Raw genomic sequence first — 26,422 nt, 5'->3', positions numbered from 1 at the left:
GCACGTGGCGTCACGTGGCGTCCAAGACTGCGACCCCCTCACCGCTTCTTTGTCTACGCGTCTACGTGTCTACGTGACGGGAACCGCCTTTTTGGGGGGCTGGACTCACCACTAACTACTGTACAGACGTGCCATGGCACGTCTCTACAACAAACAACAAACAACAACCAACCACTAACCACTAACAAACAACAAACAACAACCAACAACTAACTACTTTTGGTCACAATTGCGGGAAACTATAAAAGCAGAATGCTAAAGAGAGGAGAATTTATGAGTTGGACGAAAGTTCTAGCAGCTGATGCACTTTCCCCTGGTGCTAGACAAGTAGTAAAGGTTGGTAGTCGAAAAATCCTGTTGGTTAATCACGAAGGTCAGTTGTATGCAGTAGATAATGCCTGTCCCCATCTGAAATTGTCTCTGAAAAAGGGCAAAATTGTAGATGGGGCAATTGTTTGTCCTTGGCATCGTAGTGCTTTTGATCTCTGCACTGGTGAAGTCAAAGACTGGATCGCATGGCCGCCTGTTGTTGGTAAGGCAATGGGTGTAGTGTCACGAGAAAAAACACTGCCAGTTTATCCTGTGCGTGTAGAAGAAGGGAGTATCTGGGTTGATGTAGCAGAATAACCAGCTGCTGAATCTCATACTTACTTGCATTTGGTGCGATCGCGGCTAAAACATCATATATTTTTATCAAAAAAGGCAGAGGGCAGTAGTCCTTCTGCCTTCTTCAAAAAGTGAAAAAACAGCCTATTGATAGATGTCAATTCACCCTCACTGTCAAATAATTATGTATGAGTGGAAATTTTACGTAATTTATTGAGTTTTAGTGTCAGCAGACTCATGGTTTCATACTCAAAGACGGTGTAGATTCAAATTTAAGCCATATGAATATCTCAGGTCGCAATTATAATATAGAACCTTACGAAGATCCCAATATAGATCCCTATACAAACCCTGATCGTGAACCTTATGCGGATCCGAATGTGGAACCCTATGTAGATCCTAATCCAGAACCTTATGCTGATCCCAACGTGGAACCCTATGTAGATCCCAATCCAGAACCTTATGCTGATCCCAACGTGGAACCTTATACCAACTCTGATAGGTATGAGAGTTACTCAGAAATCAGATAATTTCTTTCTATTTTGCTGAGTTGTAAATAATTATTCTAAATCAGGTTCTACACCGAGCGATGTCTAACGACAAGCCGCTTCGCGTCTACGCAACTGTGCTATTAACCTTTGTGTTCGTTGCTGTTCCTTTTCTGTAGGCGTTAATACCCAGTTACCTGTCGCATCATACCAGCGTAACCACAGCTGCTCAATATTTTGATATTGTCCTTGCCACAAACCTAGACCTTGGTGAAGATGGCGGATCGGTTTGATACATCGTCAAGTATTCCTGATGATGGGACTTTTAGTTCTATTATGACGTTGGCTTGGTTAATGAATTTTATGAATATCAGAAAATTTTATCATCAAGATACGCAAGAAATCATGCAGTTATTCTATAATACTGTCCACAATATTAATACTCGAGATTATAACCAAGAGCAAGTAGAGGCATGGGCACCTCAAAATATGGATTACCAAAGATGGAATGAACATTTACATTCCAAAATGACTTATGTCGCAGAACTAGATGACAAAATTGTTGGTTTTGCTCAACTAGAACCCGACGGACATATAGATTGTTTTTATTGCCATAAAGATTTTCAAGGTATGGGCGTAGGGAGTAAGCTTTTAGATACTCTGGAAACAGAGGCAGAAAAATTAGGAATTACAAGACTATTTGCAGAAGTAAGTATCACCGCCAAGGGTTTCTTCGAGGGTAAAGGATTTCAAGTTATCAATCAACAAACAGTAGAACGGCGCGGTATAAAATTAATTAATTATTGTATGGATAAAAATTTTAGTTAACCTAAACACCTAACTATGTGCAAATGTGTTAAAAATTTTTACTGAAGCATTACTTCATATCTTGCTCAATTCAATCTTAAGAGAGAATATAAATATCCAAACTTTGAAGAGTTTGTATGAGAATTTAAAGTCCTCAATACAAACAATCAAAGTTTTGTGCAGGAAAGGGGGTGAAAGTGATGTACGATGTTGCCATACCCAATAACATCATTTACCTAATTGTCAAAATTGGCCTGCTCATTTTGGTGTTAACTCTTTGGTTAGCTACCACTGCAACACCTGCATATTAGTTAGGTGTTCGTTGTTTGTTGTTTGTTGTTCGTTTCAACCACCAACTACCAACAATCATCTACCAACATCTTAACTAGCATGTGACCAGTCGCTGAGTGCTTCATATTCCTGCTTTTTCTGGCGTTGGCGTACTGGTTTTAAAGGAGTGCCAATATCCACGTTCCGAAAAGACTGTTTTTTCTTTGTGGATTTGGGTGCTTGTGTGTTTAAGTTAGTTTGTGTAGTTGTCATTGTACTCACCTTAGTTTTTTAGATAAAGATAAAACAGTAATTTTAACTAAATAAATCTCAAAATCAATAGTAAATACTCTGCTAAGTTACTGCATCTGCCTTAGCTATGAATATTGAGGCGAATTTATGATATTACTCTGTCTAACAACAGGATTATACCTACAGATGTGGATGAACTTACATCCTCAACATATATAATCCCTATCTGAATGTCTGTTTCCGGAAAAACGATTAAATAAACTTGAGTTTGTCAGGGAAATAACTTTTTTCTGGTGTATAGTACCGCCCCTCCCCGCTTGCGCTTGGTTGTTGGGCATTGGGCATGGGAAAATGATTAGTCAGTATCTTACCCATTACCAATTACCCATTACCCATTACTATCTATTAAGAGTTCCCTGATTTAAAATCTTTCCATCAAACATTCTGCAATCCGCTTTGCTGCACCTGCTTTGCCCATTCGTCGCAGGCCATTTTCGGCAATGACATGCAGTTTATCTGGGTTGGCAAAAAGCGATCGCACCGCTTGGACAACTTCATGCGGTTCTTCTACTAAAATAACACTTGGCCCCAAAAGCCGACTCTGTGTTTGTGCAAACTTGGGGTTAAACTGTGGCCCTTTTCCTGGCATAGTGATTGCTGGTTTACCCAAACCAACAAATTGTTCTGTTGCTGTTCCTGCCATTGCGATCGCTGTATCTGCCATATGTAGGCAATCGTTATAAGCTTTTTGGGTCAATATAAAATATGCATTTTTTTGCTTAAATGTCAATGCTCCGGCGTCAGGAATTTCCACAGGAGAATCGGGGTGAGGATACCAACCATGAGATTGCAGAATTTGGTACATACTGGCAAAGTGTAAACTAGGAGCGATCGCACCTAAAAACACAAGTTTGCCCCAATTATGGGTCTGCTGCATACCTTGTTCTTGGGAGTCAATGAATGCAGACACCGCAAGCAAAATTTTTTGCCAGTTAGCGTAAGCTTCTGGAGGACGTGAACCTGGTAGAAGAGTGATAATTAGCGGTCGACCCAATTCTCGTTTTTCGCTATTACTACTATAAAATCGTGCTGTGGGAAAGGTTGGTTCTAAACCATCCATCATGGGATTTCCCACATCAAATACGGGAATAGGCCATTTTTGTAATATCTTCGTTGTTAACGAATCTCTGGGAAATACCGCCTTACAACGGCGATGGTTCATTAACCAACGTTCCCAAGGATGGTAAACTGAACCAGAAAAATGCCCTAAGTGTGCCAATGGGTTGCTGCGTTTTAATAATCCCTTTTCATCCCGTACATGGTACTCTGATTTCGCCGTACCTACAAAAGCGTAGTTAGCACCACTCATCCAAGCAAACAATAACGGAAATAGATCCCCCACAGCTAAGATGGCGTGATTTTTACCAAATTTTTGTTGAGAATTGACCCAACTGCGGATAGTTTGAATTTGGTTAAAAGTCAGTTGTATTAATCCCCCACCCAGATCACGCAGAAATTGCCATCCATCCATGTAAATAAAGCCACCAGAAGGCATGGTGCGTACTGAACCAATGAGGGGAATATTTAACTTTTGGTAGGCGTATCCTTCACCTACTAAAGGTAAAGCGAAAATTTCTGGTGGGTGCAGTTGTTGCTGGAGTTCCTGTAAAATCCGGATTGCGATCGCATCTTCTCCATGACCATTGCTTAAAACTAACAACCGTAGGTGAGAATTTGTTTTTGGGATTTGAGATCTCGGGGTTAAAGGGGACACTTCACTCATAAGTAGAGAACAGCAGGCAAAGGCTTGATTATTTTACATATTATTTGATTAGGTTAATAAATACACAAAAAAACTCAGCATCTTGAGCAAAGCTACTTTTTTTGGGAAGATGAAATCTATGCCATATCTAAATATTAATTGCTGAGTATGCTATCTACTATCTTAGGAATCAGCCCGCCTGTCGGAAATTTAATCGTTACTGTGCTAACTTTTATTTATGTCTTTGGGTTAGTAGCGTTGATGAATTTCTGTGTTACCCGTTTTGCTCTACCTCAGGATATTAGCCGCAAAATAACACATATTGGTGCTGGTTCGATCATTATATTTTTGCCATTGTATAGTGACTTGCATTGGTCAAAATACTTGAATATTTTGATTATGTTTGTGTGGCTAATTCTTTTAGTAAAAAAAGGTTTTTTTGCTGAGCCTAATGATGAGGCCGTCAAAACCATGACTCGTACAGGTGACAGAGGTGAATTACTCAAAGGACCGCTTTATTTTGTAGTTGTAGCTATTATTTGTGGAACTTTATTCTACAAAACTTTCCCTGGAATTGTTGCTATGGCATGTTTGGGTTGGGGCGATGGTTTTGCGCCAATTATTGGCTCAAGATATGGTAGATGGAAATATCAAATATTGAGCAATAAAACAGTGGAAGGAAGCCTGGCAATGTTTATTTTTGCCTTTGCTGCTAGTATCTTTTTTGTTTGGCTAATTATTCCTAGCAATTTGAATATTCCTCGGATTTTTATAGTTGCTCTTGTTGCGGTGTTAGTGGAAGGATGTAGTCCAAAAGAAATAGATAATCTCTTAATTCCAGCTACAGTTATTGCAACAACGAGTTTGGTTTAATTTGAATTAGGAAGATGACCAAAATCATATTTTATAAAACGAACACCGATGCACACAGATGAACACGGATAGATTGATTACTATTTCTTTAATGTAAAAAAGAATGTAGTACCCACGCCTAATTCTGATTCCACCCAAACTTCGCCTCCATACATTTCTATAATTTTTTTAACGATAGCAAGCCCGATTCCGGTACTATTTGGGTTTTTATGATCGGTTAATTTTTGAAAAATTTTAAATATTCGTTCAAAATGCTGTTTTTCAATCCCAGGGCCATTATCTGTGATACTTATTTGCCAATAGCCATCCTTTTCGACACAGCCAATTTTAATCTTACCTTGGGGCTTGTCTATGAATTTGATGGCATTACTCAATAAGTTTTGAAATACTTGTTCTATCCGAGTTTTTTCAAATTTAACTATGGGTAATTGGTTGGCTATTTCTATTTGGACATTTTCTATTGGTTGGAGTAATTCAATTACTTCTGTGACTACATCATTTAAATTTACTTGTCTGATCTCTTCTTTAATACGTCCAACTCGTGAGTATTGTAGAATTGCGTCTATTAAATTATGAATTTTGTGGACTCTAACAATTAACAGATCAATTAAATTTTTACCTTCTTCATCCAATTTATCTGCATAATCAGCTAATAACCATTCTGATAATGAACTAATTCCTCTAAGTGGTGCTTTTAAATCATGGGATACTATATGGGCAAAATCGTTTAACTCTTTATTGGCACTTTCTAATTCTTTTACCAACAATGCCATTTTCTCTTGAGATTGCTGACGTTGAGTGACTTCTTGTTGGAGTAGTTCATTCGTTTTGGCAAGTTCAGCTGTACGTTGTTCTACCAATTTTTCTAAATTTTCTTTATACTCGCGTAATTCAAGTTCTACCCGCCTGCGTTCGATAATTTCGTTTTGTAAAGCGTTATTCGCCGCTTCTAGTTGTGCTGGACTAGGAAGCGCAAGTGCTTGGGGAACTAGAGGTATTAAGGTTAAAGCAGTATAAAACGAAACTATAGCCGTGACAGCTTTAATGCTACCTGATAACCAATAGTCAGGATGCCATAGCGTCCATACACCCATAATATGAGTAGTGCCACAAGAGATAATAAAGGCGCCAAATAAAATAAATACGCTCCTGAATGGCACATCTTGCCTTTTACGAACAAAATAAATTAGTGTCAGTGGAATTGAGAAGTAAGACAGAGCAATGAGCGAATCTGTTAAGATATGCAGCCATACTAACTCTGGCTTCCACAGGTAACAATGACCGTGGGGGATAAAATTTCCACTGTAAAAAAAACTACTAAGGAAATCCACTGTACAATCTCCGGTACATTTGAATTCATGCACCATATAAAAAGTGATAGCTCATCTATTTTAGGGAATATTTTTTGTCAAAATAAACAAGTTAGCGTGAAAAAATATATTTCGCGTGATCATTGTTAGTGGTTAGTGGTTAGTGGGTACAGAGGCGAGGAACATCGCGTCTGTACATTAGTAGTTAATAACCTTTGACCATTGACAATTGACCATTGACAATTGACCATTGACAATTGACTCTTGACTAATGACTATTGACTTTCTCAGTCACCTCAACCCCAGTCAGCGCCGCGCTGTTGAACACTTTTGTGGGCCTTTGCTAGTTGTTGCTGGTGCAGGATCCGGCAAAACACGAGCGCTAACTTATCGCATTGCTAATCTGATTTTGCAACATCGTGTCGATCCTGAAAATATCCTGGCAGTGACTTTCACCAACAAAGCTGCACGGGAAATGAAAGAACGTATCCAAAAATTATTTGCCGAACAGTTGGCGATCGCAGAATTTGGTGAGCGTTTTGACTTACTGCCAGAATACGATCAAGTCAGGTTAAAATCGCGAGTTTGGCGTTCTTATATCAAAGAATTGTGGTGTGGGACTTTCCACAGTTTGTTTTCTCGGATTCTCCGCTTTGATATCGAAAAATACCAAGATGAAAAAGGACGTCGTTGGAATCGTAATTTTTCTATTTTTGATGAATCTGACGCCCAAAGTCTGGTGAAAGAAATCGTCACTAAGCAGTTAAACTTAGACGATAAAAAATTTGAACCACGTTCGGTACGCTACGCCATTAGCAACGCCAAAAACAAAGGTTTATCACCCCACGATTATGAGAGGGAACAGCCAAATTACCGAGGAAGAGTGATCGCGGAAGTTTATAGTAAATATCAAGATAGACTGGCAGAAAATAATGCCTTAGATTTTGATGATTTAATTCTCGTACCTGTAAAATTGTTTCAGCAAAACGAGCAGGTATTGGGTTATTGGTATCGCAAGTTTCGCCATATTTTAGTAGACGAATATCAAGATACTAACCGGACTCAATATGATTTGATTCGGTTATTGGTGACGCATGGTGAAACAAATAAAAATAATTGGGATTGGCGCGATCGCTCGGTTTTTGTTGTCGGTGATGCTGATCAATCAATCTATTCTTTTAGAATGGCTGACTTTACCATATTGCTTGAGTTTCAGCAAGACTTTGGTGATGGTTTGCCGGATGAAGATACCAGGACAATGGTAAAATTAGAAGAAAATTACCGCTCCTGCGAAAATATTCTCCAAGCTGCCAACCAATTAATTGAAAATAATACCCAACGCATTGATAAAGTTCTCCGCGCTACCAGAGGTGCAGGTGAACAGATTTATTTTTTCAAAGCCGATGATGAAATTGCAGAAGCCGAATTTGTCATCAATCAAATTCGTAAGTTAGAAAGAGAAAACCCAGAATTAAACTGGGGAAGTTTTGCTATTCTTTATCGCACCAACGCCCAATCTCGCCCGTTTGAGGATCTTTTAGTCCGCGCGCAAATTCCCTACACTGTTGTTGGTGGGTTAAAGTTCTATGATCGCAAAGAAATTAAAGATGTACTAGCCTATTTAAGAGCGATCACTAACCCCGCAGATACAGTCAGTTTATTACGGGTAATCAACACTCCGCGCCGTGGGATTGGCAAAGCTACCATTGATAACTTAGTTGGTGCTGCTCAAGAATTAGGCACGACTCTGTGGGAAATACTGAGCGATCAAACATCAGTCAATACCTTAGCAGGGCGTTCTGCCAAGTCTGTAAATAACTTCGCAGCCATGATCAGCCGTTGGCAAGCAGAACTAGCAACCATGCCAGCTTCGGATATTTTACAAGGTATATTAGAAGACTCTGGTTACGTACAAGACTTAATGAGCCAGGGAACAGACGAAGCAGAAGACAGAGTCCAAAACGTCCAGGAATTGTTCAACGCTGTACGGCAATTTGAAGAGGAAAACGAAGAAGTTTCTTTAGGAGATTTCCTCGCTAGTGCTGCTCTCAGTTCCGATTTAGATAATCTCAAAGAAGGACAAGCAGCCGTTTCCCTGATGACTCTCCACGCTTCTAAGGGGTTAGAGTTTCCTGTGGTGTATATGGTGGGGTTAGAACAGGGGCTATTTCCCAACTACCGTTCCATGAACGATCCCTCAGCATTGGAAGAAGAACGCCGCCTTTGTTACGTGGGTATTACTCGCGCTCAAGAAAGGCTATTTATCTCCCACGCGCGGGAACGCCGCCTCTATGGTAATCGGGAACCCGCCGTGCGATCGCAATTCCTCGAGGAATTACCCGAAGAATTGTTAGTTACCCATCGTCCTGGTAGAATGGCTTATGCCAAATCCGCCAGCGGTAGTATCCCACAGCGTGAAACTAAAGCCAGACAAAGCGTTACAGAAAATTGGCAAGTGGGCGATCGCGTCTTGCACAAAATCTTTGGTGAAGGTGAAATTACACACGTCTTTGGTTCTGGGAGAAAAATTTCTGTAGCGATTAAGTTTGATCAACTTGGTCAAAAAATTATTGATCCTCAAGTTGCACAGTTGCAACGAGTGGATTAGGGTTAGACCTTTTGCAAAAGTCGAAGTAACCCCCTCAATTGTGCGAAGCGACAGGAAGAAATCTGTTTTAGAAAACGAACACCGATGAACACAGATGCACACTGATAATCTATCTGTGTTCATCGGTGTGCATCTGTGTTCGTTATTACCAGAAAATTTCACACTCGCCACAATACTATTACTTCAGCAAATACTCTTTCACAAACATTACCGTTGCATAAAACTGGAAATCAATATTTTTCTTCTTACTAAACCCATGTCCTTCATCTTTCGCCATGAGATACCAAACAGGAACATTATTTTTTCTGACTGTCTCTACAATTTGTTCGGCTTCCCGCAAAGGAACACGAGGATCATTCTTCCCGTGAATTACAAATAGCGGTTTTTTGATGTTACTGGCGTTATTGACTGGCGAGATTTTCAGCAGGAATTCTCGCATCTTCGGATCACGTTCATCACCGTATTCGACCCGTCGTAAATCACGTCGGTAACTTTCAGTATTTTCTAGGAAGGTGACAAAGTTGGAAATACCAACAATATTAATAGCCGCACGGATGCGATCGCTATATTTTGTTGCCACTGCTAAGGACATGTAACCACCGTAGCTACCGCCTGTGACTAGTATGCGGTCTTTATCCAAGTCTGGTTGAGTAGCTATCCAGTCAAGGAGTGCGCCAATATCTTTGACAGAATCTTCTCTTTTATAGCCATTATCTAATGTCAGAAAAGTTTTGCCGTAACCAGTGGAACCCCGGACGTTGGGAAAGAGTAAAGCAACGCCCAACTCATTTAGATAGTAATTGTATCGCCCCAAAAAAGATGGACGAGACTGTCCTTCAGGCCCTCCATGAATATCAATAATTACCGGACGCTTGCCTGGAAACTTAGCAGGGGGACGGTAAACAAAACCAGATATGGTTTTACCGTCAAAGCTTTGCCAACGCACCAATTGTGCATCAGAGAAATTTGCTGTATTCAGTCCGCCAGTTTCACTTTCTGTCCAGCGTTCAACTTTGTTAGTGCGGATATTCACAGAATACACATCTGCGGTGAAACGAGCTGAAACTAGAGTAAAGCCCAAATCTTCGTTATTAGGATGCCAGGTAATGCCATATACCTGTCCCACTGGCAGTTTAGGTAAAGGTTTTTCTTGCTTTGTTGTCGTTTCCAATAGGTGCAGTATACTTGCTCCATCTTCATTGGTGACAAAAGCTAGATACTTACCATCTTCTGTCAGGTCAAAATCTTCTACATCCCAAGGAATGTGATTAGTAAGATATGTATGCTCTAAAGTAGCTAAATCTACATATGCTAACCGCGAAAATTCTGAATCCCGGTCAGTGATGACATACAAACCCTTGCTATCTTTGCTGAATAATCCTCCTCCGTAGGAGACTTTCTCTGTGCCTCCCTTGGGTGTAATTAATTTTTTCTCACCAGAGTTGGTATCTACCAACCACAGATAACTTTCATTAATAGAGACATATTCCATTGCTAACAGTTGACGGTCATCAGGCGACCAGTCCAACGGCATCCAACCACCGCCCTCAACTTGTGCTAGCAGGCGATCGCTCTGAGTATTTTTTGGGTCAATAATGTAAAAATCGTTATCTTTGCCCGTACGGCGAGTGGAGGTGTAAATCATGCGATCGCCATTATTAGACCAGACACCACCACTATTTTTTGACTTGCCATCGGTCAATAAGGTAATGTCACCCGTTGCCAAATCATAACGGTAATTCTGGTTAAATTCATTACCACCAATATCCTTGCTAAAAACAAAATAATTGCCCTGGGTTGGTTGAAAACTCCCTCCACCGACACGTTCTGGGAAGAAAGTCATTTGCTGACGGCTACCAAGAGGGAATTTGACCAAATGCACTTGGGGAGTATCAGCGAAACGGGTGGAAATTAGCATTTCACGCCGGACTGGATGCCAACTAGAAAGACTAGCAGAACGAAAATTGGTGTAGCGATTAACCGTTTCTGCCAGTGTTGCTGGAATTGGTGGAATTCCCTCTACAACTAGATTTTCATTAGGAGTAATCACAGAAGTTTGAGCAGCAACCATGAAACTTGGTAGCAGAAAGACTGCAAGTAGTGTAGCAAACAAGAGTGATACAAATCGCATCCTTGGACTAAGGAACGCTGAAGAGTAAAGTTTGAAGTCTAAATTTTTCCTTCCTATTTTTCTTTTCCTTCAGTTCTAATTAATTTGACATCAAATACTTTAGCAAATGATTTTGCTACAGTGTGGCGTACTTCCTCACAAGTTATACCCGGTATCCAATTAGCTAAACTAGCCACAGGCTTATCGGCAATGCCACAGGGTACAATTCGCTCAAAGCCTGTCATGTCAGGACAAACATTTAAAGCAAAGCCATGCATAGTAATCCAACGGCTGACTTTAATACCAATCGCAGCTACTTTGCGTCCTTCTACCCAAACACCAGTGAAACCAGAAATTCGCTCTCCTACTAAACCATATACCGCCAGCGCGTGAATTAACACTTCTTCTAACTGCCGCAAGTACCAATGCAAGTCTTTTTGATAACTATGCAAATTTAAAATTGGATACCCTACCAGTTGGCCAGGACAATGGTAAGTAACCTCTCCGCCTCGTTCAACTCGATACACATCATACGTATTATTGTCAAGGTCAAATTTGAGAAATTCCGGGGTTGCCCCTTGCCCCAAAGTGTATACAGGTGGATGTTCCAGCAAGATTAACACATCGTCTAAATGGGGGTCTTTGATCCGCTCTTGAAGAAGCGATCGCTGCCACTCCAGTGCATCCAAGTATGGTAATAGTCCTTGGTCATATAGTAGACATCGACGGTTGTGTGAAGGAATACTACGGCTCATACAAAAAAATAACTAAGTTACTGATTAAAATGTATATAAAATGACATCTTAGTATCCTAAATCTCAAGCTATGCAAAGGATCATAAAGGAAAGTAAAGGGAAGCGGTTTTGTAAAATACAAGATGCTAGTTTGAATATATAACCTCAATGGTATCGGGAGGAATTCTCTACAATAACCATCATGCCAAGAGAAAGAAGAATAAATGTACTGGCTGATGGATTATAACTCGATTGTTTTCTGTTGAAAAAAGGGATAAAACTAACAATAAAACGCTTATTGTCTATGAAAAGCGAATGCAGCCCGTGTTGGAGAAGCAAAGCTAACGAAATCTGCGTGAATATCCATGAGCCTTTTTTACAGTTGGAGCTATTGCAGAGATTCCTAAATTGATAACACTAGGCATGAGCAAGTACTCACCTAGATTTGGCTTAGGGTAGTCGCATTAGCAGTATATTAGAAATTTCCCAATTTCGGCGGCAGTGATAGACCTTAACCGCAATATCTTGTTCTCCAAACCAAATACACATCAAAAGCTTTGAGCGGGAGAGTTTACATGAAGCTTGTCATCCACGGCAAAAATATTGAAATCACCGATGCGATTAGAGAATATGTACATCAAAAAATTGAAAAGGCGGTGAGTCATTTTCAAAACATCACAAATGAAGTGGATGTACACTTGAGCGTAGCTCGCAATCCCCGAATTAATCCCAAGCAGGCAGCAGAAGTCACAATTTATGCCAACGGAAACGTCATCCGTGCCGAGGAGAGTAGCGAGAACTTGTACGCCAGTATAGATTTGGTAGCAGATAAAATTGCCCGTCAATTGCGTAAATATAAAGAACGGCGTCATGAGAAGAAAACTCATGCCCAAACTAGCATTGAAGGAGTAGTACAACAAACAGTAGTTACAGACTTAATTGGTAATCGCGCCCCTGAATTACCGGAAGAAGTGGTTCGCACAAAATATTTTGCCATGCCACCCATGACAGTTACAGAAGCTTTAGAACAACTGCAACTGGTGGGACACGATTTTTACATGTTCCGCAACAGCGAAACAGGCGAAATTAACGTGATTTACGAACGCAACCACGGAGGCTACGGTGTAATTCAACCCCGCAACAGTAATGGTCATATAAATCATACCAATGGTAAAAATGGCAAAACTGCTCATACCAGCACTGGCGTTACGGAGGTATCGCACGTAAATAAATAAAGCTATTGGTTGGTGGATGGTTGTTGATTGTTAGTAGTTAGTAGTTAGTGGTGAGTCCAGCCCCCCAAAAAGGCGGTTCCCGTCACGTAGACACGTAGACGCGAAGCGGCTTCCGCAGGTAGTGGCTTAAGGTAAGGGTAGGGGGACTGGCGAACCCGTAGACACGTAGTGGCTTAAGGTAAGGGTAGGGTTGGTTGTTGATTGTTGTACCAGACGTGCCATGGCACGTCTCTACATTGGTTAATGAATGGGTAGTCCAACCACACCACACCGCGAATACTTATATTGAATTTTGGGGTAGGCGTTTCGTCTGCCCTATTCTATTAATGGAAGAGATAGAACACAAGTAATTGCTAAAGTAGAAAAATGAAATAAAAATTGAGGGGGAAGCTATGCAAGAAATTACTAGTTATAATCAAGAGCTTATTAATCGCATCTCACCAATAGTAGAAAAGCTATTTCAAAGTAATAGTCTATACCTAGTAAAATTAAATAAGCAGGAAATGATAGACATGTTAGTAGACCTGTTTAGTCAGTTTTCGCCAGAAGAATTTATGGCGATTACAGACAATCAGTTAACAGACAGGATAGATAGTATTCTAGTATTAGAAGCTGTCTCAGGTACTTTAAATGATTTAACACCTGAACAAATCAAGATATTTGATGAAGTAGTAGAAGGCAAATAGAAAAAGTGACTTATTTACTAGATACCAATATTGTCACTTATGTTTTAAAGAGAAATGCAACTGTAGACAAAAAACTAAGGGATGTACGTACCTTAGGACAAGAAGTTTTTATTAGTTGTATAACTTTTTATGAAATCAAAAGAGGACTTTTAGCTGTAAATGCAACTAGACAACTATCTGAATTTAATCGTTTTTGCCGAAACTATAAAGTTTTATTGCTAGATGATATCGAAACTATTGAGAAGGCATGTGAAATTCATGCGGATTTAAAAAATAAGGGTACTCTTATTCAAGAAGCAGATATATTGATAGCGGCGACGGCAATTACACGCGGTTTGATACTTGTTTCCAATGATTCTGATATGCTGAGAGTCCCAGAAATTTCTTTAGAAAACTGGCTGTAGACATATTGATTATGTTAAAGGCATAGTATTTAATATAAAAAATTCTGTTGATGATGATCGAAGCTTAGTTGATAAGTATCTAAACTTGATTGATTAGTATTCAAGTCTCATTATTGAGTATCAGATGCTCATTAACGAGTATGAGAACTTTTTTAATAAGTTTCTGAACTTTATTTATGAGTATTGGAACCTCGTAGTTGAGTCTGACAATCTCATTGATGAGTATCAGAACTTCGTCATCTAGTCTTAAAACTTCATTAACAAGTATTGGAATTCCGTAGTCAGAGTCTGACAATCTCATTGATGAGTATCAGAACTTCGTCGTCTAGTCTTAAAACTCCATTAACGAGTATTGGAATCTTGTAGTCGAGTTACAAAACTTCATTGATGAGTATCAAAATCTTGTAGTTGAGCCTCAAATCCTCAAAGCGATCGCACTCGTTCAAATATATAGAGTTCCGGTTTAAATACAACACATAGTAGGTTAGCGCAACCGTGCTAACCTACGAAAGACCTGTATTTTCTGCAATAGAAAACCGCTATAATTGCCTTTAAACTGGCAGTCAGAGGCTAAGCAACCGCAATATAAGGCGATTCGATCGCCGCTACGCGATCAGCATCAACTAATGCTTGATACACCATCGCCACTACCTCTGCGCGTGTAGCTTCGCGGGTGGGGTTGAGTTGCTTAACTTTGGGATAGTTAACAATAATTTGTTTTTCGCTAGCAACAATTACCTCATCTTTGGCATAGTCAGGAATTTTTGTTTGATCATCGTAGGGTTTGAGAGTTTTATTACCACTAGCAGTTAACCCTAGTCCATTCACCAGCGAAACGATAACTTGTACACGCTGGATATTATCGTTAGGACGGAAAGTGTTATCGGGATAACCGGAGAGAAATTGTCCTTGATAGGCTTGTTGAATGACTTTGTTTGCCCAAAAGTCCTGCGCTACATCTTTAAATTTGATTGCTTGACGTTTGACGCTGGGGTTAAAAGCTTTGACTATTAATGCAGCATACTGCGCCCTTGTCATTGTCGCATCTGGTCTAAATGTGCGGTCAGGGAAACCCTTGATGATTTCCAACTCGACTAATTCCCGAATAAAGGCAACTGCCCAATGATTGCTAATATCGGTTAAGTTGCTGGGAGTAGGTGTAGGTGTAGGTGTGGGATTTGGAGTTGGATTTGGTAGTGGAGTCGGTGTCGGATCAGGAAATGGTTCAGGTTCTGGTTCCGGCGTAGGAGTTGGATTTGGAGTTGGATTTGGAGTTGGATTTGGAGTTGGATTTGGTGTTGGATTTGGTGTTGGATTGGGAGTTGGATTGGGAGTTGGATTTGGAGTTGGCGTAGGAACTTGATTATCAAGAAACTCAATTAAACCCTTGATTTTTGTTGGATCTATTTGATTTCCTATAGAAGTAAGTTTGTTGGAACTGGCATTTTGGACATCAAATTGTCCGTTACTGCGGAAGATATTACCCCCTGGGTTATTGGTACTGCCAATATCTGGTAAAGCATTGGCAATTACCGTCAAGCCATCTTGGGTATTTCTTTCGCAGATATTATTACGTAATATTGGACGGGCGCTACCAGAGATGACAATACCAGAACGATTTTCAGAAATTTTGTTATCTACTAGTTTGGGAGAAGCTGTATCACTAATGGCAATGCCAAAACCTGTATTGATGCATGTATTACCTTGAATCTCACCTTTGGCATTCTTGGCGATCGCAATTCCATTGGCAGCATTTTCTATAAATTGATTACTGCGGATTACTGGGTTCCCATCACCAGTTACAAACACTCCTTCTCGCTTACATTTTGTAAAGGTACAGTTGGCAACAGTAGGACTGGTGGATTCTACCCAGACGCCACTACCACGGGTAGCGGAATTAGTCACGGTTACACCCTTGAGTTCAGCACCATTGTCTAGTACAAATGTGACATTTTGACCAGCAAAAGTACGACTGAGGTACTGACCACTGCCTTCAATTAAAATACTACTGCCTTTGTTAGCTTCATTACCTACTATTGAGACTCCAGCCGGAACCGACAAAGGAAAGACTTCCCCACCAGCAGCATTGTAACTACCATCTGCTAGTTGAATCTGCGAACCGGAAGTAGCTTTTTTGAGAGCTTGTGTAATAGTTTTTAAAGGTGCTTGTGGTAAACCACTGGCGCTATCATTGCCAACAACAGAATTTACGTAAAGAGTTTGAGACATATTTATACTGTCAAATAAGACATTGACATCCTACCGCTTACACTTCAACTTTGTAGCAGTCGATTCCTTAAAGGAAGTTAAAGTCTTTCTTGTTATAAGTGCTGTTTGGCTGGGACAATAGATAGCGATCGCTCTTTAAACGTGATCTGCCTTTTTCTGGATGACAATTTCAATACGACGGTTGTTTTGTCGTCCTACTGGGTTATCAGAACCATCAGAATTGTTATTGGATGCGATCGGTTGAGTTTCACTGTAGCCTTGTTTGGTGATTAAAGAGATATCAAGACCGCCTTTTTGACTTAACCAACTTTGTAATGCTAGTGCTTGTTGTTCCGATAATTTGAGATTATCATCTTCACTACCTACAGAATCGGTATGTCCTAAGATTTGCAACCAAGTGTTAGGATGATGATTGGTTTATAAACTGACTAACTTGAGTCAGTGCCTTAGCTGCCTCTGGAAGAACTTGATTTTTCCCAGAGTCGAATAAAATATCAGTTGGCAAAGTAATTATCGTTAAGTCTTTATTTTCCTGAACGCGGATTTTTGAACATGTAATTTCTGGAAGTTTCACCTCTGGAAATATCTCTTCCGGAAAGTTGACATTGGGTATTGGAACTTCAGAAAATACTATTTCTGAGCCTTGCGTTTTCGGGTACTCCTGAGCTAGTACCTGATTATTTGAGAAATTACCTTGAAAGCTAGTAGGAAAACGGAGTATAAAATTGCCAGCAGCACCAAATATCAAAATACTGATTAAGTAACTGGTAAGGCGGAGTAAATGCATTTTCTGAATTATCTTTTCACTGAGAAACTCGCTTGTTTCTTACTCAGGCTAAGCTAAATCAATTCAGAATACTTCTTTCTCTGGTTATAAAGAAATATTTTCTTATTTAATTTTAGATTGTGAGTGTTTATACAATTTCGTGCCGCAACTTTTACAAAATACCGCATCAGCATCATGAAAAGCTAAACCGCATCCCGGACAAACAGTTTCTACTAGATTAGCAGTTTTTACTAAACGTTTAATTAAATCACCTACTTGCCAAGGAATGAGCGCAATACCAGTTAAAATCATTAAAACTGTCAGCAAGCGACCTAACTCTGAAATAGGAGTGACATCGCCAAAACCTACAGTCGTCATCGTCACAATCGAAAAATAGAAAGCATCCAAAAAAGTAGCAAAAACTTTCGAGTTCACAGGATGCTCAACTTGATAGATTAAGCCAGAATATACAAAGATAATTGCAAACAGAGTAAACAATATTCTAGCAAAAATCACACCATCTTCACTGCTGATACCAAATAAATATTTTTTGTCTATAAACCTAATGAGTCTTAGTATTCTGAACCACCGTAATAGACGCAGAAAACTAATATCAATCGCTCCCAAAAAAGATGGCAAAATTGCAATTAAGTCAATTATTGAATAAAAACTTAAAACATACTTAACTTTATCTTCAGCACTCCAGAAACGCAAAAAGTATTCCACAGCAAAAATAACTAAAATAATATTATCTAATATATTTAAATTAAATCTAACAACATCAGGTATATTATAAGTTTCTGCGACAAAAATCCCTGAAGACAATAAAACCAACCCAGCAATAGTTAAATTAATCAATTTCCCTACTGGTGTTTCCAAATCAGCCAGATAAAAAGCAGTTTTCTCTTTTGTCAACAACATAAAAACTCTTCTTTGTCTCTAATCTTACTTTCCTTATATTCTTCGTGTCCTTTGTGGTTAGTAGAAAAAATCATATTAACAACTACAATCAGATTGATATATACTGACTAAATATCCTTTCAAATCCATAAATTATATCTCAATTATATGACTCCAGAAGATTTGATGCGTTTAGCCATAACAGAAGCAAAGAAAGGAGATGCACCTTATGGGGCTGTAATTGTCAAAGATGGAGAAGTGGTTGCTGTTGCTCATAACACCGTAAAGCGAGATCATGATCCATCTGCTCATGCAGAAATTAATGTTATTCGCAGTTTAACAGCAAAAATTCAAAACTATTCTTTAGAAGGATACACCATATATACAACTGGTGAACCTTGTCCAATGTGTGCAACTGCTTGTGTTTGGGCTAGTGTATCAGAAATTATTTATGGTGCTTCCATTCAAGATTTAATATCAGTAAATCAATCACAAATTGAAATAAATTGCGAAGAGATCATTGCTAAAAGTTTTAGAAAAATTCAAGTTAAAAAAGGTCTTTTGAGAGAAGAATGTTTAGAGTTGTTTAAATAGTAGTACATATTGATGGCAATGGGTAATGGAGAAAAACCAGCAATCACTAAATCTATCTGCATCTGTGTCCATCGGTGTGCATCTGTGGTCGATTTTTTTGAGATTGTGGCGAAGTGGCAGGGATAATAATTAGCGTAGACGCGCAAGCGGCTTCCCGTACGCCGTAAGGCGTTCCCGTAGGGTAGGGTACACCGATGAACACGGATGCACACGGATGGTTTTTGCGTTGGCTGTCTGTCTTTTCATCGGTGTGTATCTGTGTGTATCTGTGGTCGATTTTAAAACATGATTTCTGTTCTCTACTCAATTCACATCAGGTGTACAGTATGCTTTCTGCTTTGAAGGTGGAACTAATTTTTTCAGGGCTTTGTCTGTTTCATCTGAGAAATAAATTGCCAAAATTATGCTTGTGACTAGATTTACTCACAAACTGGGCTTAAAAGTCATAGCTTCCCAAATCGCGATCGCTTTCATCTGTATTTCATCACCTTTACTAATTATCAACACTACTTCAGCACAGTCACAAAATCAAACACAAATTAAGTCCTATATCCAACGCTTAAAGAACCCCCAACAGCGTACTGCTGCCATAAATTATTTAGCAACAGTGGGTAAGCCTGCTGTTCCCGCTTTAATTACAGCTTTACAAGATAATGATCCGCAAGTACGTACTAGTGCATTAGTAATTATCGCTAAAATTGGCCCTAATGCTGCCCAAGCTATACCGGCTCTGATGCGTGCAATTGATGATAAAGATGCGACGGTTCGTTCTCATGCTGTTCAAGCGATCGCTAAAATGGGTAGACAAGCCTATGTGCCTTACATAGTAGTTGGGTTAGATAGCAAGAATCAACAAGAACGTTACGGTGCAGCTCATATTTTACGCGCTATGGGCAAAGATGCGGCGTCTGCTGTACCTGCCTTGATGAAAAAGTTAGAGGATAAAGATGCTTGGATGCGGGTAAATGTTATCTCTGCTTTAGGTAGTATCGGTAAAGCAGCGACACCTGCTGTACCTGCTTTAGTTACCCGTTTACAAGACACTGATCAAACTGTTCGTCATAGTGCAGCTTATGCTTTGGGTGATATTAGTTCGAGTTGGCAAGAAAATCTTAGTCAATTATCTATTAAAGAACTAGATACAACTATCTCTAATTTGGAAAAAGCGCTAAAAGTTTTGCAAAATCCCTCATTACAATTCCGTCCAGAAGCAATTACTGCTGTCAAAGATCCTCTTGTGATATTAAAGAAAGAGAAACTGAGACGGGCAAAATGATCATCGACTTACCATAGTAGCGTGACTGGGTTCAGATATTTCATTAATTAACCGCAGAGGTACAGAGAACGCAGAGAAACAAGAGGAGATGATTCGGATTTATGTACAAAGTTAGGGTAGACATGTTACTAGTTTAAATAAGATAAAAATGAGTTGGCAAAGATTGCTGCTTGGGTGCGATCGCGTAAGTTTAAGCGATTTAAAATATTAGTGACATGATTTTTAACTGTGCCTTCGGAAATATAAAGTTGTTGAGCAATTTCTTTATTAGTAGCACCAGTAGCAATTAGCCGCAAAACTTCTTTTTCTCTGGGAGTCAGTTCAGCTAAACTTGGTGGTGGAGGTGGGGAGTTATTGGGTACAACTGGTGGAAATTGAGTTAAAAGTTTTTTGACAATGCCTGGGCCTAATTGAGTATATCCTTTATGCACAGCACGGATAGCAACAGCTAATTCTTCGGAAGGAGTATCTTTGAGTAAATAGCCCATTGCACCATTGTGTAATGCTGCTGTTACATATTCATCGTTATCAAAAGTTGTTAATACTAAAATCTGTATGTTAGAGAAACGTTGATGAATTTCTCGTGTGGCTGCAACTCCATCCATAATTGGCATTCTAATATCCATTAACACCACATCTGGATGTAATTGTTCAATCAAATTAATCGCAGTCTCTCCGTTTTCTGCTTCTCCAACAATTTCTAAATCTGGTTCTAGTTCTAGTAATGCTTTTAATCCTTGACGGATTAAATTTTGATCATCTACTAGCAAGACTTTAATCATTGCCTATACCTCAGTAATGGGATTTCAACTTGAATTTGGCAACCAGAACCAGGAGTACTGTTAATATTAAATTTTCCACCTAATGCTAAAGTGCGATCGCGCATACTTTGCTGTCCAAAACCTGTTGTATTTTGTCCTAAATCAAAACCTTTACCATTATCCTCAATTAGTAAATGTAAAGTTGTATCTGTCGTCATCAGTTCCAGTTTAACTTTTGTGGCTTGGGCATATTTACAAATATTTGTAAATGATTCTTGAATAATTCGATAAATTGGGGTACTTATTTCAGCAGAAATAGGATAAGCTAAATTTATTTTGAGAATTGGTAAGATGCCAGTTGTACGCTGCATATTTTCTGCCAGATTAGCGATCGCCTGTTCTAAAGATTGTTCTTGTAACGGATGAGAACGCATAGTAGAAACTGATTGTCGGACATCTTGTAATGCTTTTGAACCTAATTCTTTTGCTCTTGCTAAAAATGTTTGAGCTTTTTCTGGATTAGATTGCCACAATTTCTGAGCAGTTTCTAATTGTAAATTTAAAGCAGTCAGAGAATGTCCTAAAGAATCATGAATTTCTCGAGCAATACGATTGCGTTCTTCCAAAGTTGCTTGATTTTCTATTTTTAAAGCATATTGACGTAATTTTTCATTAGCAATTGCTAGTTCATCTCGACTTTTTCTTTCAGATAAAATTGTATTCATTAACATTAATACAAACACTAAAGCTAATCCAAATAATAGAGCAACTACAAAGTTGTAAAATAAAAATCTTTCTTGGATAAACGGTGCTATTTGTACTGATACACGAGGAGGTTTTCTTTGTGATAAAGAAACCATAAATAATATAAAAGATAAAGCTGTTATAATCAGACGACCTTGCATTTGAAAAATAAAACAGCTACGAGTTACTAAAACCAAGTATAAAAATGGGAAAAATCTTCCAGATGGTTTAGTATTATAAAAGGAAATGAATAAAATTAAAATTACTTCTATAATTGTGTAAATTACCTTTATTTTTTATTATTTGTAGGTAAACTCAAGCCCATTAACCCAAAAACAAGCAAACTAAGAATTGTTAACTCTATAGACTGATTGTTAAAACGTTGAAAATGAGAAGGTATTAAAACAGCAAAAGCAGAAATAATCAGTAATATCCATTCCAAATAAAGTAAAAACCGAAAAGGATGGTTGCTAATATTAATTGGTCTACTCACAAAAATATACCTCCTATAAAAATGGAACAATCGGGGTTTCCACGAAGTGGTGATTAGGGCAAATGGGCAAGGTTAAGGGAAAAGAAAAAAGATATTTTTATACGATTAATTAGACAGAATTAATTACACATATTTTCTCTATTGCCTATTGGCCATTGCCTATTACTTATTATTGGCTACTTCAACTAGAACTAATTTTAAAGAGATTTACGTGAGTTTACATTATATTAATTGTCACGTAATAAACATGACTTAAGTCATGGGTTACACATGACTTTCTCCTCATGTGGCTGTTAAATATCACTTCCTAAGATGGAGATAAAGAAACACAAAAAAAGCTAGAGATTCACAAATGACACTCAAAAAATTATCACTGATCGCTGGTGCCGTTGTCCTCAGTTTAACTGCTCTTCCCTTTGCAGTTCAAGCACAAACAACCTCATCTCCTTTTCTAGTAGCACAAGTTCCTCAAGGTAAAGGTCCACTCCAAAGTTTAGGACTAACAGATGCACAAAAAGCCCAAATAGCAGAAATCCGCCGTAATGCAAAGGCTAAGATGGATGCAGTTCTAACCCCACAACAACGGGAACAGTTGGCAAATGCAAGACAAAACCGTCAAGATAGACGCAATATCAAAGCCTCCCTCAATCTTACCGAAGACCAGAAAGCCCAAATGCGGCAAATTATGGAGTCTCAAAAATCCCAAATTGATGCTGTTTTGACTCCTGAACAAAGACAGCAACTACAACAAATACGTGAAAGTAAACGCTCACGTCGTCAACAATTTAATCGCTGAGCGAATACAAGTATACTGAGCAAATAGTATATTCTAGTAGGTAGTATTTAATTACTGATTACCAAATACTACCTATGATGATGGCAAAGTATGTTTATTTAGGCTGACTTACTTAACCAAAATGCTCAATGATCAATGAGGAGTGATAATTATGTTGAATTTAAAACGCTCATATCTAATTTTTGCTTCTGCTCTTGCCCTTGGCACAACCGCTATTCCTACTATGGCCCATGCAGAACCGACAGTTTATGAAGGCCCCAATGGTGCTGTCTATGTCGATGGCCAAAGACGTGATTTCTACCAAGGTCCGAATGGCGGTGTCATCTATGACGGTGTAAACCGTAACTTGGTAAAAGGTCCCAATGGTCGTGTTTTCGTTGACGGTGCCAACCGCAATGTTTACAAGGGTCCGAATGGCACTGTCATCTATAACGGTGTTAATCGCAACGTAGTAAAGAGTCCCAATGGTCGCACTCTCTACAACGGTGTTCGTTATGATGTTTACAAAGGACCTAACGGTACTGTCCTGCGGACACCCAATCGTACTTACATAAATCCTGGTTCTTATCGTAGATAAAGTTAAGTTAAACCTCTTGCATAAATCCTAGAAACTCCCCCTGTTCCCAGCGTTTACAGTAGGAAGAGTTAATTCTTCCTTGTAAACCTACCGTGTATACACAAGTCTGAATAGCTTATGAATCCTGCTTTTACCCCACCCTCACCCTCCCCTTGTAAAGGGAAGGAAACTGGATTTATTGTTTTCCCCCGAATATCGGGGGTATTAAGGGGGGTAAATCCAACTTCTGTATACACGGTAGCCCCGTAAACGGGGAGGGTAAGGGTGGGGTAAAAATATTTGTACAAATTTTTGTTATGACTTAAAAATCCATAAGTGCAAAAATAGCATCAACTTCACTCATTGCTATATTGGCATCTGTCGTTTGCTGTGCAGAATTGATCCACTCGCGTTGAATTTGCTCTGGTTGATCCAAAAAATCATCCCAACCCGGTTGTAATTGTTGTAGTAAGATTCGCCATTCATTTTCCACATCTGCTGTCCGAATTGTGCGATCCACAAACTCTTCTACGATCGCAAAAGCAACTTGGCTAGGTTCACTCAGCAACTGTTTTAAGGCTTTTTCACATTTACGAACACTTTCGGCATGAGCTATCTTGATGTTGAGAAATACTTGTTCAGCAGAAGGTGAAATTGTCAACTTCAAGGTTTGTGCTTGTTGAGGAGTCAGCCCATCTAAATGGGGACGAATGCGATAAAGTATAAATTCTCGATAGTTCAGTTCCAACTCAGCTAAGATTTGAAATGCTACTTTGAGTTTACTTGGTACGCCTGGAATGAGTTGATCTGGTATTTCTGTTGCTAGTATCTTGATGAATTCAGAACCTTTGCTGTCAGTGAGTTTTCCTAATTCTGTTTTGGTAATCAGTATCTCTGCTATTTGAGATTTCACTTGCTCAAGCGATCGCTTCAGTCCATCATCTAAAGATGATAGATGTTGCAAGAAATGGGTGCGAACCTCATTCAGGTACTTTTCATAAACAATTTCGTAGCTATTCTCAATTTCCAGACGCCTTTCAATTTCGGCAATAGAAGGAATTCCTGTGTAAGTTCGACAAACTTGCAATGTTACTTCTACTTGCTTTTTTAAGTCAGTATCTACATTTTGCCGCTTTTTCCTGAATTCCTGAAGCAGTTTCTCAAAACTGTGTGTGAGTTCCTGCCAAAGTTGGATGAAGTTTTGCTCGAACAACGCTATGCTTGGGGGATCTGACTTTGCCTGTTCTGGAGCCTTATTAGAAATTTTTCCTATAAGGGGAAGATGCTGACCCATGATGTCGGTTATGTTTGGAGTAGTATTAGTGTTCATCTGACAGCTTGTTCGACCAATGGTTTAACGTTTACCGAGAGTTGAGGGAAAAAGCAAACTTTACTACATAGATCTATTGAAAAGCCAGTTACATAATAAACATGACCCTTCTTGATTACCAGTATTCTCACATACTTTGACAAATACAATAAAAAGTATAAACAGAAAATATAGTGATATGCCAGGCTGACACAAGCATAACATGTAATTTTTATTACTAAAGTTTTGAAAGAGTTAAACCCCGTCTTTAAGGACGGGGTCTTCTTTGAGCAGCCACACAAGCTATATTGCAGTTAATAAATCATTAGGAACAAAACCTGTGTTTCCTCTGTACGACGAAAATCCAACGCGAATCACTCCATATTTGACTTATGGTTTGATTGGGATGAACATTTTAGTGTTTCTGCATCAACTCCAATTATCAACTGAACAAATAAATCAGTTTTTGCAGCTATATGCAGTTATACCTGAACAATTAACTACCAACTTCACCAGCGAATGGACAACATTATTTACGTCTCAATTCCTACATGGTAATTGGTGGCATTTAATTTCAAATATGCTGTTTCTATTTGTTTTTGGCAACAATATTGAAGATAGATTGGGGCATTTTAAGTATTTAATTTTTTATCTCGGTTGCGGTGCTTTCGCTGCCCTATGTCAGTGGGTTATCAGCATGAATTCTCAGATTCCTTCTTTGGGAGCAAGTGGTGCAATTTTTGGGGTTTTGGGAGCGTATATTATAGCCTTTCCTCACTCAAGAGTTGTGACGTTAATATTTTTAGGTATTTTTGTCACCACTGTCAGAATTCCGGCCTTATTTTTGATCGGGTTTTTCTTTATCCAAAATGTCATTTCTGGTGTTGCCAGTCTACAAGCAGCTGCCAATATGAGTGTAGAGACCGGGGGAATTGCCTACTGGGCACATATTGGTGGTTTTGTCGCTGGAGTGGTACTTGGCCCCTTATTGGGACTGCGTAGACAAGACTATTAGAGTTGGGTAAAGATTAAGGGGCAAAGGGAAAAACTTGACAATGGGGAGCTAGGGGTCCCCACAAAGTGGGGTTGGGGGGCAATGGGGAACTCGAGACGCCTACTCCCTGTCGAATACAACTGGCAAATGGGGATAAGACCCCTCAAGAAAAAACTAACCAACTACTAACCATTGACTATTGACAAATGACCAATCACTAATCAAGAGTTTTGCATAAATCGGAAATACCATTCCTTCAACTTGTATATAAGTATATTCCTAAATAAGTGAGATTAACTATGAAAATCTCACCATAGGCTATATTGGCCGGTCAATCGGGGGTTGAAAGTGATCAAAATTATATTTGATGCTGACCTAATACTAGAAGCTTTAATGAATCGTAACGGTTTTGGAGAAGAAGTTAGTAAATTATTAGATAAAGTACATCCATTGATTCAGATGTATATCACAGATATTGGATGGCAAAAAATATACACTTATGCCAGTCGTTTACGAGATAACCAAATAGCAGAAGTAGTAGTTGATTGGTTAAAAGAAAAAATTAAAATTTGTCATGTAGATCAGACCATTCTCCTGCAAGCACGCACTTCACCTCTTCAGGATTTTGAATCTGCTGTTGAACTGTGTTGTGTTAATTATGAAGAACTAGATGCACTCGTTACCCATAAACTAAGTGATTTTACGGAAGCTCCTTGTAAATATTGCGTTTGGTCAGTAGCAGAATTGTGGGTACGGGCAAACTTAGAAAGTCAACTACAAGCCACCAGGTTTAGCTAAGGAAACTGCAAATTTTCCTTGTCTCCCTTGTCTCCCTTGTTCCTCTTGAGAAGCCTCTAAC

At 39.1% G+C, this 26,422-nt stretch carries 26 protein-coding genes and 2 pseudogenes; 14 read left to right on the top strand and 14 right to left on the bottom strand.

Translation table 11 applies throughout. The annotated features are described in order from the left end of the window. The first annotated feature begins 273 nt into the window (after positions 1–273). Together UYI_RS0104605 and UYI_RS0104600 are read left to right on the top strand one after the other, a co-directional pair. The gene (locus tag UYI_RS0104605) at positions 274–627 is read left to right on the top strand and encodes a Rieske (2Fe-2S) protein (RefSeq protein ID WP_016865499.1); all 354 of its coding nucleotides are present in this window, start codon (positions 274–276) and stop codon (positions 625–627) included. Positions 628–887: 260 nt separating this feature from the next. Then, complete coding sequence (locus tag UYI_RS0104600) at positions 888–1,136, top strand: hypothetical protein (protein ID WP_016865498.1); 249 nt, start codon at positions 888–890, stop codon at positions 1,134–1,136. Between the two features lie 63 nt (positions 1,137–1,199). Here UYI_RS0104600 and UYI_RS0104595 read toward each other — a convergent pair. After that, positions 1,200–1,379 (bottom strand): annotated as a pseudogene (locus UYI_RS0104595) (hypothetical protein); the annotation flags it as partial. A gap of 78 nt (positions 1,380–1,457) precedes the next feature. Between UYI_RS0104595 and UYI_RS0104590 the strand changes: the two are divergent. Continuing rightward, positions 1,458–1,922: a GNAT family N-acetyltransferase gene (locus UYI_RS0104590; RefSeq protein ID WP_026085737.1), complete on the top strand. Its 465-nt coding sequence runs from the start codon at positions 1,458–1,460 to the stop codon at positions 1,920–1,922. 360 nt (positions 1,923–2,282) lie between these two features. Here the strand turns inward: UYI_RS0104590 and UYI_RS37920 are convergent, their stop codons facing one another. Together UYI_RS37920 and UYI_RS0104575 are read right to left on the bottom strand one after the other, a co-directional pair. After that, positions 2,283–2,444, bottom strand: a complete 162-nt coding sequence (locus UYI_RS37920; protein ID WP_016865494.1) for a hypothetical protein — start codon at positions 2,442–2,444, stop codon at positions 2,283–2,285. Positions 2,445–2,844: 400 nt separating this feature from the next. Continuing rightward, positions 2,845–4,206 carry a lipid-A-disaccharide synthase-related protein gene (locus tag UYI_RS0104575; protein ID WP_016865493.1) on the bottom strand — a complete coding sequence of 454 codons (1,362 nt, stop codon included), beginning with the start codon at positions 4,204–4,206 and terminating at the stop codon, positions 2,845–2,847. A gap of 147 nt (positions 4,207–4,353) precedes the next feature. Here UYI_RS0104575 and UYI_RS0104570 point away from each other — a divergent pair, with 147 nt between their 5' ends. Further along, positions 4,354–5,058, top strand: a complete 705-nt coding sequence (locus UYI_RS0104570; RefSeq protein WP_016865492.1) for a diacylglycerol/polyprenol kinase family protein — start codon at positions 4,354–4,356, stop codon at positions 5,056–5,058. 80 nt (positions 5,059–5,138) lie between these two features. Here UYI_RS0104570 and UYI_RS0104565 read toward each other — a convergent pair whose 3' ends face one another. Continuing rightward, the gene (locus UYI_RS0104565; protein ID WP_016865491.1) at positions 5,139–6,425 is read right to left on the bottom strand and encodes a sensor histidine kinase; all 1,287 of its coding nucleotides are present in this window, start codon (positions 6,423–6,425) and stop codon (positions 5,139–5,141) included. Positions 6,426–6,639: 214 nt separating this feature from the next. On the opposite strand from UYI_RS0104565, the gene pcrA reads away from it, so the two are divergent. After that, on the top strand, positions 6,640–8,976 hold the full coding sequence (gene pcrA, locus UYI_RS0104560; RefSeq protein ID WP_016865490.1) for a DNA helicase PcrA: 2,337 nt from the start codon (positions 6,640–6,642) through the stop codon (positions 8,974–8,976). Positions 8,977–9,154: 178 nt separating this feature from the next. On the opposite strand, the gene UYI_RS0104555 is transcribed toward pcrA, so the two are convergent. Together UYI_RS0104555 and lipB are read right to left on the bottom strand one after the other, a co-directional pair. Continuing rightward, positions 9,155–11,107, bottom strand: coding sequence for a S9 family peptidase (locus UYI_RS0104555; protein ID WP_026085736.1), 1,953 nt, complete (start codon positions 11,105–11,107; stop codon positions 9,155–9,157). 53 nt (positions 11,108–11,160) lie between these two features. Beyond that, entirely contained in the window at positions 11,161–11,841 is a 681-nt protein-coding gene (lipB, locus tag UYI_RS0104550) for a lipoyl(octanoyl) transferase LipB (RefSeq protein ID WP_026085735.1), read from the bottom strand. Positions 11,842–12,395: 554 nt separating this feature from the next. Between lipB and hpf the strand changes: the two genes are divergently transcribed. The 3 genes from hpf to UYI_RS0104535 all read left to right on the top strand — a co-directional run bounded on the left by hpf (position 12,396) and on the right by UYI_RS0104535 (position 14,145). Continuing rightward, positions 12,396–13,055 (top strand): ribosome hibernation-promoting factor, HPF/YfiA family, encoded by a 660-nt coding sequence (gene hpf / locus UYI_RS0104545; protein ID WP_016865487.1) that lies wholly within the window; start codon positions 12,396–12,398, stop codon positions 13,053–13,055. Positions 13,056–13,447: 392 nt separating this feature from the next. Then, positions 13,448–13,741 carry a hypothetical protein gene (locus UYI_RS0104540; RefSeq protein ID WP_016865486.1) on the top strand — a complete coding sequence of 98 codons (294 nt, stop codon included), beginning with the start codon at positions 13,448–13,450 and terminating at the stop codon, positions 13,739–13,741. Positions 13,742–13,746: 5 nt separating this feature from the next. Next, positions 13,747–14,145: a type II toxin-antitoxin system VapC family toxin gene (locus UYI_RS0104535; protein WP_016865485.1), complete on the top strand. Its 399-nt coding sequence runs from the start codon at positions 13,747–13,749 to the stop codon at positions 14,143–14,145. A 570-nt stretch (positions 14,146–14,715) separates the two neighbouring features. Here the strand turns inward: UYI_RS0104535 and UYI_RS0104525 are convergent. The 4 genes from UYI_RS0104525 to UYI_RS0104515 form a co-directional block, all read right to left on the bottom strand. Beyond that, entirely contained in the window at positions 14,716–16,374 is a 1,659-nt protein-coding gene (locus UYI_RS0104525; protein WP_016865483.1) for a DUF1565 domain-containing protein, read from the bottom strand. Positions 16,375–16,509: 135 nt separating this feature from the next. Next, complete coding sequence (locus UYI_RS38680; protein ID WP_016865482.1) at positions 16,510–16,767, bottom strand: OmpA family protein; 258 nt, start codon at positions 16,765–16,767, stop codon at positions 16,510–16,512. A gap of 7 nt (positions 16,768–16,774) precedes the next feature. Next, positions 16,775–17,161: a hypothetical protein gene (locus UYI_RS38675; protein WP_016865481.1), complete on the bottom strand. Its 387-nt coding sequence runs from the start codon at positions 17,159–17,161 to the stop codon at positions 16,775–16,777. Between the two features lie 102 nt (positions 17,162–17,263). Further along, entirely contained in the window at positions 17,264–18,061 is a 798-nt protein-coding gene (locus UYI_RS0104515; RefSeq protein WP_016865480.1) for an ion transporter, read from the bottom strand. Between the two features lie 147 nt (positions 18,062–18,208). Here UYI_RS0104515 and UYI_RS0104510 point away from each other — a divergent pair, with 147 nt between their 5' ends. Then, positions 18,209–18,634 (top strand): nucleoside deaminase, encoded by a 426-nt coding sequence (locus UYI_RS0104510; protein WP_016865479.1) that lies wholly within the window; start codon positions 18,209–18,211, stop codon positions 18,632–18,634. 52 nt (positions 18,635–18,686) lie between these two features. On the opposite strand, the gene UYI_RS37530 is transcribed toward UYI_RS0104510, so the two are convergent. Further along, a complete protein-coding gene (locus UYI_RS37530) occupies positions 18,687–18,836 on the bottom strand; it encodes a hypothetical protein (RefSeq protein WP_162140380.1) in 150 nt (49 codons plus the stop codon). A 201-nt stretch (positions 18,837–19,037) separates the two neighbouring features. On the opposite strand from UYI_RS37530, the gene UYI_RS0104505 reads away from it, so the two are divergent. Next, a complete protein-coding gene (locus UYI_RS0104505; RefSeq protein WP_016865478.1) occupies positions 19,038–19,910 on the top strand; it encodes a HEAT repeat domain-containing protein in 873 nt (290 codons plus the stop codon). Positions 19,911–20,038: 128 nt separating this feature from the next. Here UYI_RS0104505 and UYI_RS0104500 read toward each other — a convergent pair whose 3' ends face one another. Both UYI_RS0104500 and UYI_RS31950 read right to left on the bottom strand, forming a co-directional pair. Next, complete coding sequence (locus UYI_RS0104500) at positions 20,039–20,692, bottom strand: response regulator (RefSeq protein WP_016865477.1); 654 nt, start codon at positions 20,690–20,692, stop codon at positions 20,039–20,041. Continuing rightward, a pseudogene (locus UYI_RS31950) lies at positions 20,689–21,908 on the bottom strand (sensor histidine kinase). Before UYI_RS31950 ends, UYI_RS0104500 begins: the two are co-directional and overlap by 4 nt. Before the next feature lie 352 nt (positions 21,909–22,260). On the opposite strand from UYI_RS31950, the gene UYI_RS0104490 reads away from it, so the two are divergent. Together UYI_RS0104490 and UYI_RS38670 are read left to right on the top strand one after the other, a co-directional pair. Continuing rightward, positions 22,261–22,704, top strand: coding sequence for a Spy/CpxP family protein refolding chaperone (locus UYI_RS0104490; RefSeq protein ID WP_016865476.1), 444 nt, complete (start codon positions 22,261–22,263; stop codon positions 22,702–22,704). 151 nt (positions 22,705–22,855) lie between these two features. Beyond that, entirely contained in the window at positions 22,856–23,281 is a 426-nt protein-coding gene (locus tag UYI_RS38670) for a hypothetical protein (RefSeq protein ID WP_016865475.1), read from the top strand. Positions 23,282–23,582: 301 nt separating this feature from the next. Here the strand turns inward: UYI_RS38670 and UYI_RS0104480 are convergent, their stop codons facing one another. Then, positions 23,583–24,590 carry a hypothetical protein gene (locus UYI_RS0104480; RefSeq protein WP_026085734.1) on the bottom strand — a complete coding sequence of 336 codons (1,008 nt, stop codon included), beginning with the start codon at positions 24,588–24,590 and terminating at the stop codon, positions 23,583–23,585. A 319-nt stretch (positions 24,591–24,909) separates the two neighbouring features. Between UYI_RS0104480 and UYI_RS0104475 the strand changes: the two genes are divergently transcribed. After that, positions 24,910–25,584, top strand: a complete 675-nt coding sequence (locus UYI_RS0104475; RefSeq protein ID WP_016865473.1) for a rhomboid family intramembrane serine protease — start codon at positions 24,910–24,912, stop codon at positions 25,582–25,584. A 327-nt stretch (positions 25,585–25,911) separates the two neighbouring features. Further along, positions 25,912–26,361 carry a PIN domain-containing protein gene (locus UYI_RS0104470; protein WP_016865472.1) on the top strand — a complete coding sequence of 150 codons (450 nt, stop codon included), beginning with the start codon at positions 25,912–25,914 and terminating at the stop codon, positions 26,359–26,361. Positions 26,362–26,422: the final 61 nt, after the last annotated feature.

It is taken from the genome of Fischerella muscicola PCC 7414 (assembly GCF_000317205.1).
Taxonomy (GTDB): Bacteria; Cyanobacteriota; Cyanobacteriia; order Cyanobacteriales; family Nostocaceae; genus Fischerella; species Fischerella muscicola.
This window is presented reverse-complemented; position numbering and strand designations above follow the sequence as displayed.